Below are 14,258 nucleotides of genomic sequence, written 5' to 3'. Positions count from 1 at the left end.
GCTGGAGTTGATCTCTTTGGCTCTTACAGCTAATTGAAAGCCCATGCACCGCTTTCCTGAACACCTTTTGAAGGGTCACGCCAATTTTATGGCGGGGCGCTATTCCCGGGAGCGCGATCGGATTCGCGACCTCGCCGCCTTTGGGCAAAATCCCACCACCATGATCATCGCCTGCTGCGACAGCCGCGCTGCGCCCGAGATGATCTTTGACGCGGGACCGGGCGAATTGTTCGTCTTGCGCAACGTGGCCAATCTGGTGCCAACCTACCAGCCCGATGGCGGCCAGCACGGCACCTCGGCGGGCATCGAGTTTGCCGTCAAGGCGCTGGGCATCGCCAATATCGTGATCATGGGTCACGGCCGCTGCGGCGGTATTCGCGCCGCGCTCGATCCCACGGCCGAGCCGCTCGACCATGGCGACTTCATCGGCAAATGGATCGGCATGCTGGGCGAGTTGCCTAACCAGTTGGGCGCCAACAAGCTGCTGACTTCGGCCGAGCGGCAAACCGCGCTGGAGCGGATCTCCATCCGCAACTCCATCAATAATCTGCGCACCTTCCCCTATGTGGCCGAGCTCGAAAGCGCGGGCAAGCTGGCCGTGCATGGCGCCTGGTTCGATATTTCAACCGGCGAGCTCTGGGTGATGGACAGCGAAACCGGCGACTTTATCCGCCCGGAGCTCTGATCGCGGCGCAAGCCGCCGGTTCGCGCCGGCGGATCACCGCCAAGCCAAGGCCGATGAGGATCAGCGCGCCCCCGGCGATCTCCACCCGCCCGATAGTTTCCCCGAGAAACACGACGCCCGAGGCGATGCCCGCCACGGGCACGAGCAGGGTGAAGGGCGCCACGCTCGCGGTGGGGTAGCGCTTGAGCAGATTGCTCCACACCGCAAAACCGAACAGCGTATTGGGATAGGCGAGGAACGCCACCATCGCCGTGACCTGCCAGGTGGGATGGGTCAGCGCATGGGCGACCACGCCCGGACCATCAAGCGCCACCGACAACAAGAGCAGGGGCAGGGGCGCCACCAGGTTCCCCCAGACGGTGAAGCTCAGCATATCGATATTGCCGGCTTTCTTGGACACGATATTGGCGACGCCCCAGGCCATTGCCGCCGCAATGATGAGGGCGAAGGGCAAAAAGCCGACCCCTTCGAGCCCAACGCTGCCGATCAGGGCAATGCCGCCAAAGGCCACCGCCACGCCCAGCAATTGCTGCGGCCGTGGGCGCTCGCGCAACACCACAAAGCCCAAAAGGATGGTGAACATGGCCTGCACCTGGAGCACGAGCGACGCCAGGCTCGCGGGCATGCCGAGGTAAATGGAGAGATTGAGCAGTGCATACAGCGCCACGCCCATGAACAGTCCATAGGCGATCACGAGGCGCCAGGGTGCATCGGGCCGGCGCACGAAGAACACGGCCGGCACGGCGGCAAAGAAAAACCGCAGCGCCGCGACCAGCACCGGCGGCAGTTCGGCAACGCTGAGCTTGATGACGGTGAAGTTGACGCCCCAGACGGTCACAACCAGAAGGGCGAGCAAAATATCGCGCGGAGACATGGAGGACCCTGCAGGCTGCGGGCTTGGCGGATCCCCGTCGGCCGCGTGAACAATGCCGGCCCCCGGGTAGGGGCCGGCGAAAAGTCTTAAGGCTAGGCGGCCTTCTTGGCCATCAGGCCGCGCTCGATCAGGGTTTCGGCGATCTGGATGGTGTTGAGCGCGGCGCCCTTGCGCAGATTGTCCGAGACCACCCACATGGCGAGGCCATTTTCCACCGTATCGTCTTCGCGGATGCGCGACACGAAGGTGTCGTATTCGCCCACGCACTCCACCGGCGTGGCATAGCCACCGGGCTCACGCTTATCGAGCACCGAAATGCCCGGCGCTTCGCGCAGGATGTCGCGCGCTTCATCGGCGGTGATGGGGTTTTCGAACTCGATATTGACCGCTTCCGAATGGCCCACAAACACCGGCACGCGCACGGCCGTGCAGGTTACGCGGATCTTTGGATCGAGGATCTTCTTGGTTTCGGCCAGCACCTTCCATTCTTCCTTGGTGTAGCCGTCTTCCATGAACACATCGATCTGGGGAATGACGTTGAAGGCGATCTGCTTGGGGAACTTGTTGCCCTGGCCGGGGCTGTCATTGACGAAAATGCCCTTGGTCTGGTTCCAGAGCTCGTCAACGCCTTCCTTGCCCGCGCCCGAGACTGACTGGTAGGTCGATACGACGATGCGCTTGATCTTGGCAAAGTCGTGCAAGGGCTTGAGCGCCACGACCAGCTGGGCGGTGGAGCAATTGGGATTGGCGATGATGTTGGTGCGGCGCGGATTGGCCATGAAGGCGTCCAGCACATGGGCGTTCACTTCGGGCACCACCAGCGGCACGTCGCTGTTATAGCGCCAATAGCTGGAATTATCGATGACGATGCAGCCCTTGGCCGCGATGCGCTGCGCCCATTCCTTGGAAATGGCGCCGCCGGCCGACATGATGGCAAAATCCACGCCGGTGAAGTCGAAATCGTCAAGGTTCTTGGCCTTGAGGATCTTGTCGCCATAGCTCAGCTCGCGCCCGATGGAGCGCGATGAGGCCAGCGCAATGACCTCGTCGGCCGGAAACTTGCGCTCGGCCAGGATGGCGAGAACTTCGCGGCCCACATTGCCTGTGGCCCCTACAACTGCGACGCGATAACCCATGAATGGAACTCCAGTCCCTGTACCAATTTTCCGCCCCGCACGATCCCGGTGGGACCATGGTCATCCGGTTTCGGCCTCTCCCCGGCGGGAGCGCGACCCGGGGAAAAGCTTCAGGCGGTTTTGGTGGTTTTAGTCATAAGCGCAGCACCGCCGCCCGCGAACAGCCGTGCGGTGGATGAGGTCACTGATGTGCTGATGCTGCGCATGGTTTGACTGCTTGAATGGAAAGCAGGCGAAGTCATACTCCCAAATAGGATTTAGTCAACGGCTGCTGTGCGGCTTTCCTTTACTGCGCTCCCCCGCTGCTAGGGCGGGGCCAGACGCCTGCGGCCCGTTGCCCCTTGCCACTGCGTCACCCCTCGCAAGCCTTGCGCCCGCTTGGGCTATCGCGGTAACTGCGCCCAACCAAAAAGGACAGAGCATGATCCACTACGACGTCGTGGTGCTGGGCGCCGGCGCTGCCGGCATGATGGCGGCCATTGAAGCGGGCAAGCGCGGTCGCACCGTGCTGGTGGTGGATCATGCCAAATATGCTGGCGAAAAGATCCGCATCTCGGGCGGGGGGCGCTGCAACTTCACCAATATCCACGCGACGACCGACAAGGGCCGGGATCGCTTTTTGAGCAACAATCCCCGCTTCGCCCTCTCGGCGCTGAGCCGCTATACGCCCGAAATGTTCATCGCCATGGTCCAGCGCTATGGCATCACTTATCACGAAAAAACCCTGGGCCAGCTGTTCTGCGATGGCCCTGCCACTCAGATCAACAGCATGCTCCTGAGCGAAATGCGGCAGGCCGGTGTGACCTTGGTGCTGGAAACGGCGATCGAAGCGGTGAGCAAGGAGGACACCGGCTTTGCCCTCCAGCTCTCGACCAGTTCGGTAACCTGCGACAGCCTCATCGTCGCCACCGGCGGCAAGTCCATTCCCAAGATGGGCGCCACCGGCTTTGGCTATCAGCTCGCGGCCCAGTTCGGCCTCCGCGTCACGGACACCCGGCCGGCACTGGTACCGCTGACCTTTGAAACGGGCGCGCTCGAGCGCCTTAAGGAGCTTGCCGGTATTGCCACGGACGCCGTGGTGCGCCACGGCAAAATCCGGTTCGCCGAAGCGCTGCTGTTCACCCATCGCGGTCTTTCCGGCCCGGCGATCCTGCAGATTTCGAGCTATTGGCGCGAGGGCGATCCGATCGGGGTGGATCTGATGCCCGGGCGCAATCCGGGGCAGCTGTTGCGCCAGGCGCGGCAAACCACGCCCAAGCTGCAGATCCAGACCGTCTTGGGCAATTTCCTGCCCAAAAAGCTCGCCCAGCTCCTCGGTGATGAGCTCAACCTGCCCGGGATCGTCGGCGACTTTTCCGACAAGAAGCTCGACCAGGCCGCCGCGATCCTGTCGGACTGGACGCTCAAGCCCGTCGGCACGGAAGGCTACCGGACCGCCGAAGTGACGCTGGGCGGCATCGACACGCGCGATCTCGACGCCAAGACCATGGCTGCGCGTGATGTGCCCGGCCTTTATTTCGTGGGCGAAGTGGTTGATGTCACCGGCTGGCTCGGGGGCTACAACTTTCAATGGGCCTGGGCCTCGGGCCGGGCCGCCGGCCAGGTCGCCTGAGCCTAGAAGCGCAGTGCCGCGCGCACGCCCACATTAGTGACGCCCTCGTCGGGGCCGCCACAGGCGCCGCCATCGGTCAGGTGCTCGGCCGTCAGCATCACCGCCGCGCCGGGCAAGACATTGACCCCGACGCTGGCCGAGGCGCGCAGCAGCGCGGTGCAGCCCCAGCGCTGGGGTACGTCATCGTCGAGCCACTCGCCATTGTGCAATGCGGCACCCAGGCTCGCCTCGCCCCAGACCGGCAGCACTGGCACATGCACGGTCCAGCTGGCGCCGGCATAAACCAGGCTTTCATGCCCCGCCGTATTGAGCGTGGCCCCGATATGCGGCCGGATTTCGCCCAAGGGCCCCAGCTGACCCCAATCGGGTGCAAACAGCAGCTCCACATTGGCGTCCTCGATCCGCCCGCCATCGAATAGATCGGCGCCCGCATCGCGCGCAAAAACACCGGCGCGGATTTCGGGCAGCAGATCCACCTGCGCCCAGGCGGGTGCAGTGGTGGCCAGCAGGGCAAGGAGGGGAAGGCAGAAACGGAGCATGGCGGGCCTACGCAAAACAAAAAGGCCGGGGATCGCCGGCCTTCCCATCATTGCGTTGCTATGCCTAAGCGCAGCTTAACCGGCTAGAACTTCCAGCCAAATTTGAGCGAGAGGTTGGAGATCCCGGCATTGTAGTCGCACAGCTCGGCATTGGAGGAGTGCTCATAGGCCAAGGTGGCGGTGGCGTTTTCCGTCAGGTCGACGCCCAGCCCGATGCGCTCGTAGAAATTGACGCGGCAGCCGAACTTGCGCCGGCCGTCCGGCGCGTCGTCGCCCAGATAACCATTGTGGATCGCCGCGCCAAAGGTGCCTTCCACGAACACCGGGCTATCAAAGAGATGCGCCTGCCAGGTCAGGCCCGCATGCACGAGGCTGTCCTCGCCCTCGAGATTGATGGTGGCGCCAATTTCTGGCCGCGGCGCGCCGATCCAGCGGAAGGCATCGAGATCAGGGGAGGTGAAGAGAACGTCGAAGGTCACGTCCTCGAGCCGGCTATAATCCCAGTCGCCGAAATCCTGCGGGATCAGCGTGTAATAAACGCCGTGGAACGCCAGGCCCACGCGCACTTCATCGACAATGTCCAGCACGCCGGCCGAGGGCAGGGCGGCGACATCGGTCTGCGCCACTGCGGGAGCGGCAGTGCCGAGCAGCAAAGCCGCCACGAGGCAAGCTGGAAGGGATTTGGTCATGGCCGCACTCGGAAGGTATTGATCGGCGTCAGTAACCGGCAAGAGCCCGGCCGAGTCAACCACTGCCGCCTGATTACCCCCGCTCTGTGCTGCGCGCGCCACGCCTCGGTAGCCCTCACGCCGCCACGCTGTCTCGCTTTCATCGTAATTTACCGATATGAGGGGGCAAAGACTAGCCGCGAAAGCCCAAAGCCCATGACCGCACCCTTCGCCCTTTCCATCCAGGATCTCGCGCCCATCGCTGATGGCACCACCACGCCCCAGGCCATGGCTGAGACCATCAAGCTGGCGCAGCTGGGCGACCAGCTGGGTTACACCAGGCTTTGGTATGCCGAGCATCATGGCATGCCCTCAATCGCGTCCTCCGTGCCCGAAATCCTGATTGGCAGTGCCGCCGCTCACACCAAATCCATCCGCGTGGGGTCGGGCGGGGTGATGCTGCTCAATCACGCGCCGCTGCGGATCGTCGAGGCCTATCGCACGCTTGAAGCCCTGCATCCCGGCCGCATCGATCTGGGCCTGGGGCGCGCGCCGGGTGGCGACGGCTATGCCATGCGCGCCCTGCGCACCGGCGGCGGCGAGGAGTTCGCGCAGTATTTGAGCCAGATGCTGGCCTTTGAGGAAGAAGGCTTTCCCCCCGAGCATCCATTCTCGCATGTCGCCGTTGCGCCCGGCGGCATCAGCCTCCCTCCGCTTTGGCTGCTGGGTTCCTCGGGCTCGAGCGCCACGGCGGCCGGGCAGCTCGGGATCGGCTATGCCTTTGCCGCCCATTTCAGCCAAACGCCAGCCGCGCCTGCCTTTGCCGCTTATCGCGAAGCCTTCACGCCCACCGGAGCCTTTCCCGCGCCGCGCACGCTGCTATGCCTGTCGGTGATCTGCGCCCCAACCGACGAGGAAGCGCGGTTCCTGTCGAGCTCGCAGGAGGTGAACTGGGCCTTGTTCCATTCGGGCGAACAGCGCCGCTTGTTTGCCCCCGAACAGGCGATCGCCCATCCGCTCACCGCCCAGCAGCGCGCGGTGATCGAGCATCAGTCGAGCCTTTGGATCGTGGGGTCGCCCGAAACGGTCAAGGCCGCCATCAGCCAGAAAGCCGAGGCGGCCGGGGCCGATGAGGTGATGATCACCACGACCATGCATTCCTACGAACTGCGTCGGCGCTCCTATAGCCTGATCGCCGACGCTCTTGGGCTTGAACCGCGCTCCTAGGGCTCAGTTCTGCGCGTTGCGATCCACCAGCTCGAACGCGCCGGCAGCCGGGTCGATGCGCAGCGCCAGGCGCTGGCGATCGAGCTCGGCCAGCCACGCCGCCCAGGAACAGGGGCTGACCCCGTCATCAAGGGCCGCCGGGTCGCGTTTGTCGCTCACCGGGCTGCCAAAGCTCAGGCGCAGCTGCGCCCGTTGCTGGCCATCCGGATTGCGTATCCGGGCGATCGCCGGCCGCCCGCGTCGCCCCGTCACCCAGACCTGGATGTCGCGATGACGTGTCAATGTTTGGTTTGTAGACATGCTCGCCTCCCCTTGTTGCCGGTTCCCGGCTTATCTGGCACGTAACGGCTCCGTTTCTCCTCCGGTTCCATCGGCCAAATCTTCGTTATCGAGCCGAGTAGCCAACCTCAGGGCCAGCATCTCCTCGGGCGTGAAATAGTATAAAAGCTGCGGTGGCGTTTCGAGCGCATGCAGCCACAGCGCGGGATCAACCCCGGTTTGTTCCAGATGCCGGGTGATCTGGGCGGTGGTGGTTTGCGCGTCGCTCATCGCGGTGCCGGCGACCCGAAGCGCGTCCTGGGCATTGCCGCCCAGCGCCGCTGCATAGATCTGGTGCACGCCTATAGCCGCTTCGGGGCTGGCGATCCGCTCGGCGCCCGAGGCGAATATGATGGGGCAGGAGGAGGCGCAAAGCGAGCCCGCGGCGACCTTGGTGGCAAGGCCCCTTTGGTGGATCAGACTGCCAATCGCCAGTGCATCCACGACCGATCCTCCAGGGGAGTCGAGAACCACAGTTTGCACATATTCGCCCCGCTCGGCAATCTCGGCGGCAAACCGCTCCGCCGAGCCGACATCGAGCGTTCCCGTAAGGCTCAACTCGCCCCCGGGCCGCAGCGCGATGACGAGGGCCCCTTCCAGCACTTCGGGGCTGGTGGTGATCGCCGGGCGGGTGCCGGCGCCCGGCGATGCCTCGGGGTTTGTGGCGGGGGCGGGCGGCAGGATGGGCTGCGTCGGCACGGGCAGGGGCGCGGCCTGGTTTTGCGTCAATTCGCGAAAGTCGACGAACAGCACCGAAACCGTGCCCAGCAGCAGCGCCCAGAACGCGGTGCGCATCACTGCGCCATCGTCCACCGCCGCGGCCCGCTGGACCAGGCGCCGGCCCCAGGAGGCGCGCTGCGGCTCTTCGGACGCTTCGACGCTCGTGCTCATACGCGCGCGGGGCCGTCGCCCCGCTTGCGCTGGGCGCTGTCGATTGGCGTCACTGTCGCATCCGCCCCGTCGGCTGGATCGGTGTGGCTGGCCGCAGCGGGCGCCAATGGCTCCATCGGTGCTTCGGGCACAGTCTCGGGCTCGGTCCGCTCCGCCGGTGGTGCCTGAGGAACAACCACGCCCGCCGCTTCCATCTGGCGATACAGCGCCATGGCGCGCAGCATTTCGGCGGCAGTGATGTTTTCCGCTTCTTCGAGAGATTCAGATTCCCGCCGCATGGCGTCGTTGACGATCATCAGCACCAACACCAGCACCACCGGCAACAGATCGATGGAGATGGCGCCCGCCCAGGAAGGAATGAAGTCCTGCCAATAGCGCAGCACCGCTTCGGCGCTGGACAGGGGCACAAAGCGGCGTTGCTCAACGGCCGGTGTCGCCAGAATCTCGTCGGCCGCGGTGGTCAGCGCCGCCGATTGGGTCGCCACCGAAGTGCGCACCGTTTCCATCACCTGGTTCTGCCGATTGGCCAGGTCGCCAATCTGCCCATCGGCGACCGGAGCAATAAAGCCGGCGGAAAGATCGGCCGAAGCGCGCTTGACCGAAGCGGCGACGCCGGTCTGCTGCAGCGCCGCGATCACGGCGGTCAGTTGCACGGCCTCGGCCTGGAAACCATCCAGTCGCGGCTCGATGCTGCCCGGCGTTGATACCAGCTCGCGCATGGTGGCGAGGCGCGCCGAGCCTTGTTCGAACTGCAGGGCGACTTCATCGCGCGAACTGGTGATGGTGACCGCCAACTGGTTCATCTGCGTGCCCATCTGGGTGAGCAATTGCACGACGCTGCCCGAGCCGGTGGTGCCGGTCAGGGCGCCTGACTCCCGCTCGTCCGCGGCCAGCCCGGAAAAGCGTTCCGCGGCGCGCTGCACATCGGGCAGCAGCGACTGGGCGGCCAGCGCATTGGCATGGGCCTGGTCGAGGTCCTCGGCATAGCCTTGGAGCGTCACCGCCATATGCTGCTCGGTGGCCGCCGAGCCCGCCAATGCCGCGGCATTAAGCCATGAACTCATGGCCATGATCATGAGGCACCCCACGGCCATGGTGGCGAACAGGCCCGCACGTTGCACGCCCGACGTCACCAGCGGCACGAAACGGAGCATAAAGCTCCAAAAGGCGTAAATGGCGACCGAGACGGCGGCCGAATAAATGATGGCAGCGAAAAACACGAATGTGGCCGAGCCATCCAGTAGCCCGCGCACCCCGAGATAGGTGTAAACGCCCGACGCCAGCGCCAAAACGGCCAGGGCAAAGCGGGTCATGGTTTCAACGCCCTTGACGGTTTCGTTGAGCCTATACGCGTTCGGCTTGAGCTGCATGAATCAGGACCCCGGGGCTCGACGGAGCCGCTGCGGACATAATCAATAGCCCTAACCCGGCAAGATCAGGGCGAATAGGTCAAGAATTCAGGCGAAACAGCGTCAGGGTTCAATGAACGCCTTCAGCTTGCAGCAATGCGCCCCATTCGGCTTTCCATAGGCTCGGATCATCAATGGCGATGACCACCCGGGCAAGCCCGCAATGGGCGCGAACTTCCTCGGCGCGTTCCAACGCCAGCGGCACCGGTCGAGGGAAGTCGGGGACGATGTAATCACTTGCATTGGGGCAATGGGCGCAGCCCACATCGCCAACCACCCGGCCAGGGCATGCCAGATATTGACCACAACCGCGTCGGCGGGTGCCGCATGTGGTGGGCAGGTTTGAAAACGGGGCATGGGACCTCTCCGACCTTTGTTGCCATTGATACAAAGGCGCAGAACTGCAGCAGAGTTCCAGATTGTGATCGAAGCGGACGGAAACAATCGCGAGAGCTGAGCATTGCTTGGTGCGAGCAGGAATTAAGTGCATGCCCCGATTTTACTTTGACATGATGGCCAATGGTGATCTCAGCCTCGATCACACCGGCGTCGAGTTGCAGGACCTTCCGGCTGCGCGCGAGGAAGCCTTGCGCACGGCCATGGAGGTGGCCGCCGAACTCATCCCCGAGCAGGGGCCCTTGCGGCTGGTGTTCGCCGTGTCCAATGAAGCCTATCGCCTGATGTTGCGGGTGATCGTCGAGTTCGAGGCTGCGCCCGCCAATTTCCTTGGGGACCACATGCAATGGCGCGCCCTGCTCGCCGATGGTGGCGGCGCGCTTTCCCGACCCTATTAACGCGTGTTTGGCTCAAGGCTCGACGCGGCCAGGCGGGGAGGCGGGATGATTTTCTTTACCAGCGACAGCCATTTTGGCGATCCGCGCGTGTTGCGCATCGACCGGCGCCCCTTCAGCACGGTTGCCGAACATGACACGGCGCTGGTTGCCGCCTGGGCGCAGACGGTTTCCCCCGAGGATGAAGTCTGGCATCTCGGCGATTTTTCCCGCGGCGACAGCGCCACCGTTGCGGCCCTGCTCGCTGCGCTCCCCGGCCGCAAGCACCTGATCATTGGCAATAATGACGGGCCGGCCACCTTGGCCGCCGACGGCTGGGCCAGCGTGCAACATTATGCCGAACTGCATCTGGAGGGCCATATGCTGGTGCTTTGCCACTATCCGTTCCGCACCTGGAACGCGCAGGGCAAGAAGTCCATCAACCTGCATGGCCACTCCCATGGACGGCTAAGCCCGGTCACGCGCCAATACGACGTGGGCGTCGATCCGCAGGGCTGGGCGCCGGTGCCGCTGCAAACCGTGCTGGCCAGCCGCAAGGCGCGCCGGGCGGCCAAGCTTCCCGCTTAGCTCCCGTTATTGCCGGCACCAATTGGGGAACATGCTGGGGGCTTGCACGTTTTCCCTTACGCAAAAGGAGATCAACGATGAGCAAACATCTGCCTCCCGTGCCACCCGCCAACCGGAGCACCAAAGGCCCCGGCGGCGAGGCCACCCTGGATCCAAATACCAGCAACGCCGCCGCCAATGGCGCCGAACGCAACTATGATCAGCAGGGTCGCCAAGGCAACATCAAGCAGAACACGACCAATCAGGGTCTGCAGCACGATCGGTGAGCGCCATGTCTACATCTCAGAAAATTCCGGAAGCCAATCGCCACCATGGCGGTCCCGGCAGCAGCCACCAACGTGAGGACCTTCCCGACCCCACTGAGGGTCGCGGTCCAGCGCCAGGGGAGCCGACCAATGGGCGGCAGTCCGACGTTTCAGGCGGGGGCGGGGTGCGCGACAGCCATCACACCCACAACAACCGCGACAAGGGTTAGGCGCCGCTTACACCCCCTTTGACAACCGCCCGAGGAGGCAATCCGATGGACCAGGACGAGCATAAAGAAGGCAAGACCCGGGACCGCGCTTACCAGCTCTGGGAGCAGGAAGGCCGCCCCGAAGGGCGCCACGAGGATCACTGGCGCCAGGCCAGCGATGAGTTCTCCGCCCAGGGCGAGCAGGATGACGAGGGCGGCGGCGGGATCGAGGACATGGTTCCCAATCCCATCGGCGTTCCGCCTGCAGAGGCCTTGCCGCCTGGCAGTCAGCCCACCGGGATTGACGGACCGGTCGGCGGCACCATCGGCGAACAGCAAGCCGGTGCCCGCCAGTCAGGGGGCGCAGGCTCCTCGGCCGGTCAGGCCGGAGCCCGAGGGAATTCCGCCAAATAACAAACCGATGCCGGCGTCCGCGCCGGCATCTTTTTTGCGCCCTTGCAGCCGACGAAGCCTCGCTTGCTAGCTTGAACTGTGCTGGTTGAGCGGCGCCGGATCGTCACCACCATCTTACAGCGTTCCCAGCCGATCGAGGTGGCCGCGAATATGGGCCGCTTCCGCGGGGGATCCCGCCAGTGCAATCGCCCGGTTGAAGGCTTCGCGCGCTGCGGCGTGTTCGCCCAGCTGCAGCAGCAAGCCGCCCCGCACCCCATGGAAATGAAAATAGCCATCAAGGCGCTCGGCAAGGGGCTCCACCAGCGCCAGCGCCGCGGCGGGCCCACGCGCCTTGCTCACGGCGACGGCGCGGTTGAGCGTCACCACCGGGGAGGGCTGGAGCACTTCGAGCAGGCCATATAGCTGCTCGATACTGGCCCAGTCGGTTTCAGCGGCGCTTTGGGCCACGGCGTGCCGGGCGGCGATGGCAGCCTGCACCTGATAGGCGCCGGGCTCCCCGTGCCGCAGCGCTTTTTGCACCAAGGCCAGCCCCTCGGCCGCCATCTGGCCGTTCCACAAGCTGCGATCCTGGTCTTCCAGCAGGACCAGATTGCCAGCGGCGTCGGCGCGCGCGGGGTTGCGCGCATGCTGCAGCAGCATCAGCGCCAGCAGGCCCATGATCTCGGGTTCAGTGGGGAAGAGGCGCAACAGCAAGCGTCCGAGCCGGATCGCCTCGTCGCAAAGCCGCGCCGCCGCTTCATCGGAGTGGCCGCGCGAATAGCCTTCATTGAAAATGAGGTAGATCATCAGCGCCACCGCCCCCAGCCGCTCGGCGCGGGCCACCGCATCGGGTGGGTCGAACGGCACGGCATTGGCGGCGACGCGCGCCTTGGCGCGGGTGATACGTTGCTCCATCGCCGCTTCCCCCACAAGGAAGGCGCGGGCGATCTGCCTGGTGGGCACGCCCGCCACGATGCGCAGCGCCAGCGCGATCTGCTGGGTGGCCGGCAATTCGGGATGGCAGCAGATGAACAGCAGCCGCAGGATGTCGTCGCGATAATGCTCGTTGTCGAGCCGCTCGGCCATGTCGGCTTCGGCATCGTCGAGATCGGAGAGGATGTCGTCGGCGGGCAGGGGCACATTGCGCCGGGTCTTGCGCACCTGGTCGATGCCGCTGTTGCGGCCCACGAAAACCAGCCACGCCACCGGTTCGCGCGGCGGGCCTTTTTCGGGCCAGGTCTTGATCGCGCGCAGGCTCGCCTCCTGAAAGGCTTCCTCGGCGCGATCAAGGTCGCGGAAATAGCGCAACAAGGCGCTCAGCGCCTGGGGGCGAGCTGCCGAAAGGGCTGCTGCGATCCAGGCGCTGTCGGTCATGGCTTGAGTCCACTGGGTTTGTAGATGGAAAGCGGCCGGATTTCATAGGAACCCTGCACCGGATTGGCTTTGGCGAGGTCCTTGGCAAAGGTGATCGCTTCATCGAGGGTTTCGCAATCGGCGACGTAAAAGCCCAGGAACTGTTCCTTGGTTTCGGCAAAGGGGCCGTCGATCACCAGCGGCTCGCCCGAGCCCGATTTGCGCAGCGTGGTCGCGGCGGTGGTGGGGAGCAGGCGCACCACGGGACCGAGCTTGCCCTTTTGATCCAGCCGGTCCTGCACCTGGGCCAGGCGGGCAAGGCAGGCATCGTCTTCTTCCTTGGTCCAGGAGCCGACGACATTTTCGTCACTATAGCACAACACGGCGTAGAGCATGGCGCGTCCCTTCTGATTGATGACGCGGGACTATGCCAAAAGCCGACAGGCCTTGCAGCCGATTTCGTCGGGTTCAGGCCAGTGGCGGCGGGCTGCGATGGGCTGTGGCGGTGCTGCCCAGCGACGCCAGCATCACCGCGCCAATGCCGGCCCATTGCCACGCGCTCAATTGCTCGCCCAGGAGCACCAGCCCCATCAACGCGGCCAGCGCCGGCTGTGCGCTCATCAGGATGCCAAAAGTGCGCGCCGGCAGGTGGGGCAACGCCAGCATGTCGAGCGAATAAGGAATGGCGCTGGACAGGAGCGCCATGGCCAGCGCCAGTGGCAGGATGGCCGGGTCAAACATGGCGGCGCCCGCACTCCACAGCCCGAAGGGCAGCACCAGCGCTGCCCCAAGCCCCACGCCCAGCGCCACCGTATGGGGCCCGCCACCCGTACCCGCGCGCTGCCCGAAAACAATATAGCCCGCCCAGAACGCCCCGGCGGCCAGTGCCAGAACGACCCCCATTGGGTCCATCGGCTCAGACAAGCCAAATAGCGGCAAAAGGAACAGCAGCCCCAGCACCGCCAGCGCCACCCAGCCAAAATCAATGCCGCGGCGCGAGCCCGCCAGCGCCACGGCCAGGGGGCCGGTGAATTCCAGCGCCACCGCGACGCCAAGGGGAATGGTGGCGAGCGCGCTATAAAACAGCAGGTTCATGGCGCCCATCGCAGCGCCATAAAAACCCACGGCGCGCCACTGCGCCCGATCGAGCCGGAACCGCCAGGGCCGGAACAGGATGGCTAGCACCAGCGCCGAAAGCAGCAGGCGCAGCGCCGTGGTGCCGCTTGCCCCGATCAGGAGGAACAGCCCCTTGGCGAGCGAAGCGCCGATCTGCGTGGCCACCATGCCCAGCGTCACCAGCGAAACAGATACAAATGGATTGGCGGGCCGCAACAACAAGGC

19 protein-coding genes are annotated in these 14,258 nt (G+C 64.8%); 8 read left to right on the top strand and 11 right to left on the bottom strand.

Translation table 11 applies throughout. The features are described 5' to 3' along the window. Positions 1-43 precede the first annotated feature (43 nt). The gene (locus HRQ64_RS16770; protein ID WP_172124489.1) at positions 44-685 is read left to right on the top strand and encodes a carbonic anhydrase; all 642 of its coding nucleotides are present in this window, start codon (positions 44-46) and stop codon (positions 683-685) included. Here HRQ64_RS16770 and HRQ64_RS16765 read toward each other — a convergent pair. Together HRQ64_RS16765 and HRQ64_RS16760 are read right to left on the bottom strand one after the other, a co-directional pair. Next, on the bottom strand, positions 666-1,559 hold the full coding sequence (locus HRQ64_RS16765) for an EamA family transporter (protein ID WP_172124487.1): 894 nt from the start codon (positions 1,557-1,559) through the stop codon (positions 666-668). The two genes, HRQ64_RS16770 and HRQ64_RS16765, sit on opposite strands and share 20 nt — an antisense overlap. Positions 1,560-1,651: 92 nt before the next feature. After that, positions 1,652-2,695, bottom strand: a complete 1,044-nt coding sequence (locus HRQ64_RS16760) for an aspartate-semialdehyde dehydrogenase (protein WP_172124483.1) — start codon at positions 2,693-2,695, stop codon at positions 1,652-1,654. A gap of 421 nt (positions 2,696-3,116) precedes the next feature. On the opposite strand from HRQ64_RS16760, the gene HRQ64_RS16755 reads away from it, so the two are divergent. Further along, positions 3,117-4,307, top strand: a complete 1,191-nt coding sequence (locus tag HRQ64_RS16755; protein WP_172124481.1) for an NAD(P)/FAD-dependent oxidoreductase — start codon at positions 3,117-3,119, stop codon at positions 4,305-4,307. Between the two features lie 2 nt (positions 4,308-4,309). On the opposite strand, the gene HRQ64_RS16750 is transcribed toward HRQ64_RS16755, so the two are convergent. Both HRQ64_RS16750 and HRQ64_RS16745 read right to left on the bottom strand, forming a co-directional pair. Continuing rightward, complete coding sequence (locus HRQ64_RS16750) at positions 4,310-4,846, bottom strand: acyloxyacyl hydrolase (protein WP_172124479.1); 537 nt, start codon at positions 4,844-4,846, stop codon at positions 4,310-4,312. An 83-nt stretch (positions 4,847-4,929) separates the two neighbouring features. Then, positions 4,930-5,535, bottom strand: a complete 606-nt coding sequence (locus tag HRQ64_RS16745; RefSeq protein WP_172124477.1) for an acyloxyacyl hydrolase — start codon at positions 5,533-5,535, stop codon at positions 4,930-4,932. Positions 5,536-5,730: 195 nt separating this feature from the next. On the opposite strand from HRQ64_RS16745, the gene HRQ64_RS16740 reads away from it, so the two are divergent. After that, on the top strand, positions 5,731-6,741 hold the full coding sequence (locus tag HRQ64_RS16740; protein ID WP_172124475.1) for an LLM class flavin-dependent oxidoreductase: 1,011 nt from the start codon (positions 5,731-5,733) through the stop codon (positions 6,739-6,741). Between the two features lie 3 nt (positions 6,742-6,744). Here the strand turns inward: HRQ64_RS16740 and HRQ64_RS16735 are convergent, their stop codons facing one another. From HRQ64_RS16735 to HRQ64_RS16720, 4 genes are all read right to left on the bottom strand, one after another. Then, the gene (locus HRQ64_RS16735; protein WP_127754192.1) at positions 6,745-7,041 is read right to left on the bottom strand and encodes a hypothetical protein; all 297 of its coding nucleotides are present in this window, start codon (positions 7,039-7,041) and stop codon (positions 6,745-6,747) included. Positions 7,042-7,071: 30 nt separating this feature from the next. Next, positions 7,072-7,950, bottom strand: a complete 879-nt coding sequence (locus tag HRQ64_RS16730) for an ATP-dependent Clp protease proteolytic subunit (protein WP_172124473.1) — start codon at positions 7,948-7,950, stop codon at positions 7,072-7,074. Further along, positions 7,947-9,320: a hypothetical protein gene (locus HRQ64_RS16725; RefSeq protein WP_172124471.1), complete on the bottom strand. Its 1,374-nt coding sequence runs from the start codon at positions 9,318-9,320 to the stop codon at positions 7,947-7,949. The genes HRQ64_RS16730 and HRQ64_RS16725 overlap by 4 nt, the downstream gene beginning before the upstream one ends. A gap of 109 nt (positions 9,321-9,429) precedes the next feature. Beyond that, entirely contained in the window at positions 9,430-9,849 is a 420-nt protein-coding gene (locus HRQ64_RS16720; RefSeq protein WP_172124469.1) for a hypothetical protein, read from the bottom strand. Here HRQ64_RS16720 and HRQ64_RS16715 point away from each other — a divergent pair. The 5 genes from HRQ64_RS16715 to HRQ64_RS16695 all read left to right on the top strand — a co-directional run bounded on the left by HRQ64_RS16715 (position 9,848) and on the right by HRQ64_RS16695 (position 11,585). Then, entirely contained in the window at positions 9,848-10,153 is a 306-nt protein-coding gene (locus tag HRQ64_RS16715) for a hypothetical protein (protein WP_127754188.1), read from the top strand. The two genes, HRQ64_RS16720 and HRQ64_RS16715, sit on opposite strands and share 2 nt — an antisense overlap. A 45-nt stretch (positions 10,154-10,198) precedes the next feature. Beyond that, positions 10,199-10,717: a metallophosphoesterase family protein gene (locus HRQ64_RS16710; RefSeq protein ID WP_127754187.1), complete on the top strand. Its 519-nt coding sequence runs from the start codon at positions 10,199-10,201 to the stop codon at positions 10,715-10,717. Between the two features lie 77 nt (positions 10,718-10,794). Further along, complete coding sequence (locus HRQ64_RS16705; RefSeq protein ID WP_127754186.1) at positions 10,795-10,983, top strand: hypothetical protein; 189 nt, start codon at positions 10,795-10,797, stop codon at positions 10,981-10,983. Between the two features lie 5 nt (positions 10,984-10,988). After that, positions 10,989-11,192, top strand: coding sequence for a hypothetical protein (locus HRQ64_RS16700; RefSeq protein WP_127754185.1), 204 nt, complete (start codon positions 10,989-10,991; stop codon positions 11,190-11,192). A gap of 45 nt (positions 11,193-11,237) precedes the next feature. Then, positions 11,238-11,585, top strand: a complete 348-nt coding sequence (locus tag HRQ64_RS16695) for a DUF2934 domain-containing protein (protein WP_127754184.1) — start codon at positions 11,238-11,240, stop codon at positions 11,583-11,585. A 114-nt stretch (positions 11,586-11,699) separates the two neighbouring features. On the opposite strand, the gene HRQ64_RS16690 is transcribed toward HRQ64_RS16695, so the two are convergent. The 3 genes from HRQ64_RS16690 to HRQ64_RS16680 all read right to left on the bottom strand — a co-directional run bounded on the left by HRQ64_RS16690 (position 11,700) and on the right by HRQ64_RS16680 (position 14,252). Beyond that, a complete protein-coding gene (locus tag HRQ64_RS16690) occupies positions 11,700-12,938 on the bottom strand; it encodes an RNA polymerase sigma factor (protein ID WP_172124467.1) in 1,239 nt (412 codons plus the stop codon). Next, positions 12,935-13,312 (bottom strand): YciI family protein, encoded by a 378-nt coding sequence (locus HRQ64_RS16685; protein WP_127754182.1) that lies wholly within the window; start codon positions 13,310-13,312, stop codon positions 12,935-12,937. The genes HRQ64_RS16690 and HRQ64_RS16685 overlap by 4 nt, the downstream gene beginning before the upstream one ends. Positions 13,313-13,385: 73 nt before the next feature. After that, complete coding sequence (locus tag HRQ64_RS16680) at positions 13,386-14,252, bottom strand: EamA family transporter (RefSeq protein WP_248307072.1); 867 nt, start codon at positions 14,250-14,252, stop codon at positions 13,386-13,388. Between the last annotated feature and the right edge of the window lie 6 nt (positions 14,253-14,258).

The organism is Devosia sp. 919 (assembly GCF_013185965.1).
GTDB lineage: Bacteria > Pseudomonadota > Alphaproteobacteria > Rhizobiales > Devosiaceae > Devosia.
The sequence above is the reverse complement of the archived record's forward strand: the minus strand, read 5'-3'. Positions and strand labels throughout refer to the sequence as shown.

Bases quoted from the DNA above. Each gene is read 5' to 3' on its own strand.
- HRQ64_RS16770 (WP_172124489.1), top strand. From the start codon at position 44: ATGCACCGCTTTCCTGAACACCTTTTGAAGGGTCACGCCAATTTTATG.
- HRQ64_RS16765 (WP_172124487.1), bottom strand. From the start codon at position 1,559: ATGTCTCCGCGCGATATTTTGCTCGCCCTTCTGGTTGTGACCGTCTGG.
- HRQ64_RS16760 (WP_172124483.1), bottom strand. From the start codon at position 2,695: ATGGGTTATCGCGTCGCAGTTGTAGGGGCCACAGGCAATGTGGGCCGC.
- HRQ64_RS16755 (WP_172124481.1), top strand. From the start codon at position 3,117: ATGATCCACTACGACGTCGTGGTGCTGGGCGCCGGCGCTGCCGGCATG.
- HRQ64_RS16750 (WP_172124479.1), bottom strand. From the start codon at position 4,846: ATGCTCCGTTTCTGCCTTCCCCTCCTTGCCCTGCTGGCCACCACTGCA.
- HRQ64_RS16745 (WP_172124477.1), bottom strand. From the start codon at position 5,535: ATGACCAAATCCCTTCCAGCTTGCCTCGTGGCGGCTTTGCTGCTCGGC.
- HRQ64_RS16740 (WP_172124475.1), top strand. From the start codon at position 5,731: ATGACCGCACCCTTCGCCCTTTCCATCCAGGATCTCGCGCCCATCGCT.
- HRQ64_RS16735 (WP_127754192.1), bottom strand. From the start codon at position 7,041: ATGTCTACAAACCAAACATTGACACGTCATCGCGACATCCAGGTCTGG.
- HRQ64_RS16730 (WP_172124473.1), bottom strand. From the start codon at position 7,950: ATGAGCACGAGCGTCGAAGCGTCCGAAGAGCCGCAGCGCGCCTCCTGG.
- HRQ64_RS16725 (WP_172124471.1), bottom strand. From the start codon at position 9,320: ATGCAGCTCAAGCCGAACGCGTATAGGCTCAACGAAACCGTCAAGGGC.
- HRQ64_RS16715 (WP_127754188.1), top strand. From the start codon at position 9,848: ATGCCCCGATTTTACTTTGACATGATGGCCAATGGTGATCTCAGCCTC.
- HRQ64_RS16720 (WP_172124469.1), bottom strand. From the start codon at position 9,849: ATGCACTTAATTCCTGCTCGCACCAAGCAATGCTCAGCTCTCGCGATT.
- HRQ64_RS16710 (WP_127754187.1), top strand. From the start codon at position 10,199: ATGATTTTCTTTACCAGCGACAGCCATTTTGGCGATCCGCGCGTGTTG.
- HRQ64_RS16705 (WP_127754186.1), top strand. From the start codon at position 10,795: ATGAGCAAACATCTGCCTCCCGTGCCACCCGCCAACCGGAGCACCAAA.
- HRQ64_RS16700 (WP_127754185.1), top strand. From the start codon at position 10,989: ATGTCTACATCTCAGAAAATTCCGGAAGCCAATCGCCACCATGGCGGT.
- HRQ64_RS16695 (WP_127754184.1), top strand. From the start codon at position 11,238: ATGGACCAGGACGAGCATAAAGAAGGCAAGACCCGGGACCGCGCTTAC.
- HRQ64_RS16690 (WP_172124467.1), bottom strand. From the start codon at position 12,938: ATGACCGACAGCGCCTGGATCGCAGCAGCCCTTTCGGCAGCTCGCCCC.
- HRQ64_RS16685 (WP_127754182.1), bottom strand. From the start codon at position 13,312: ATGCTCTACGCCGTGTTGTGCTATAGTGACGAAAATGTCGTCGGCTCC.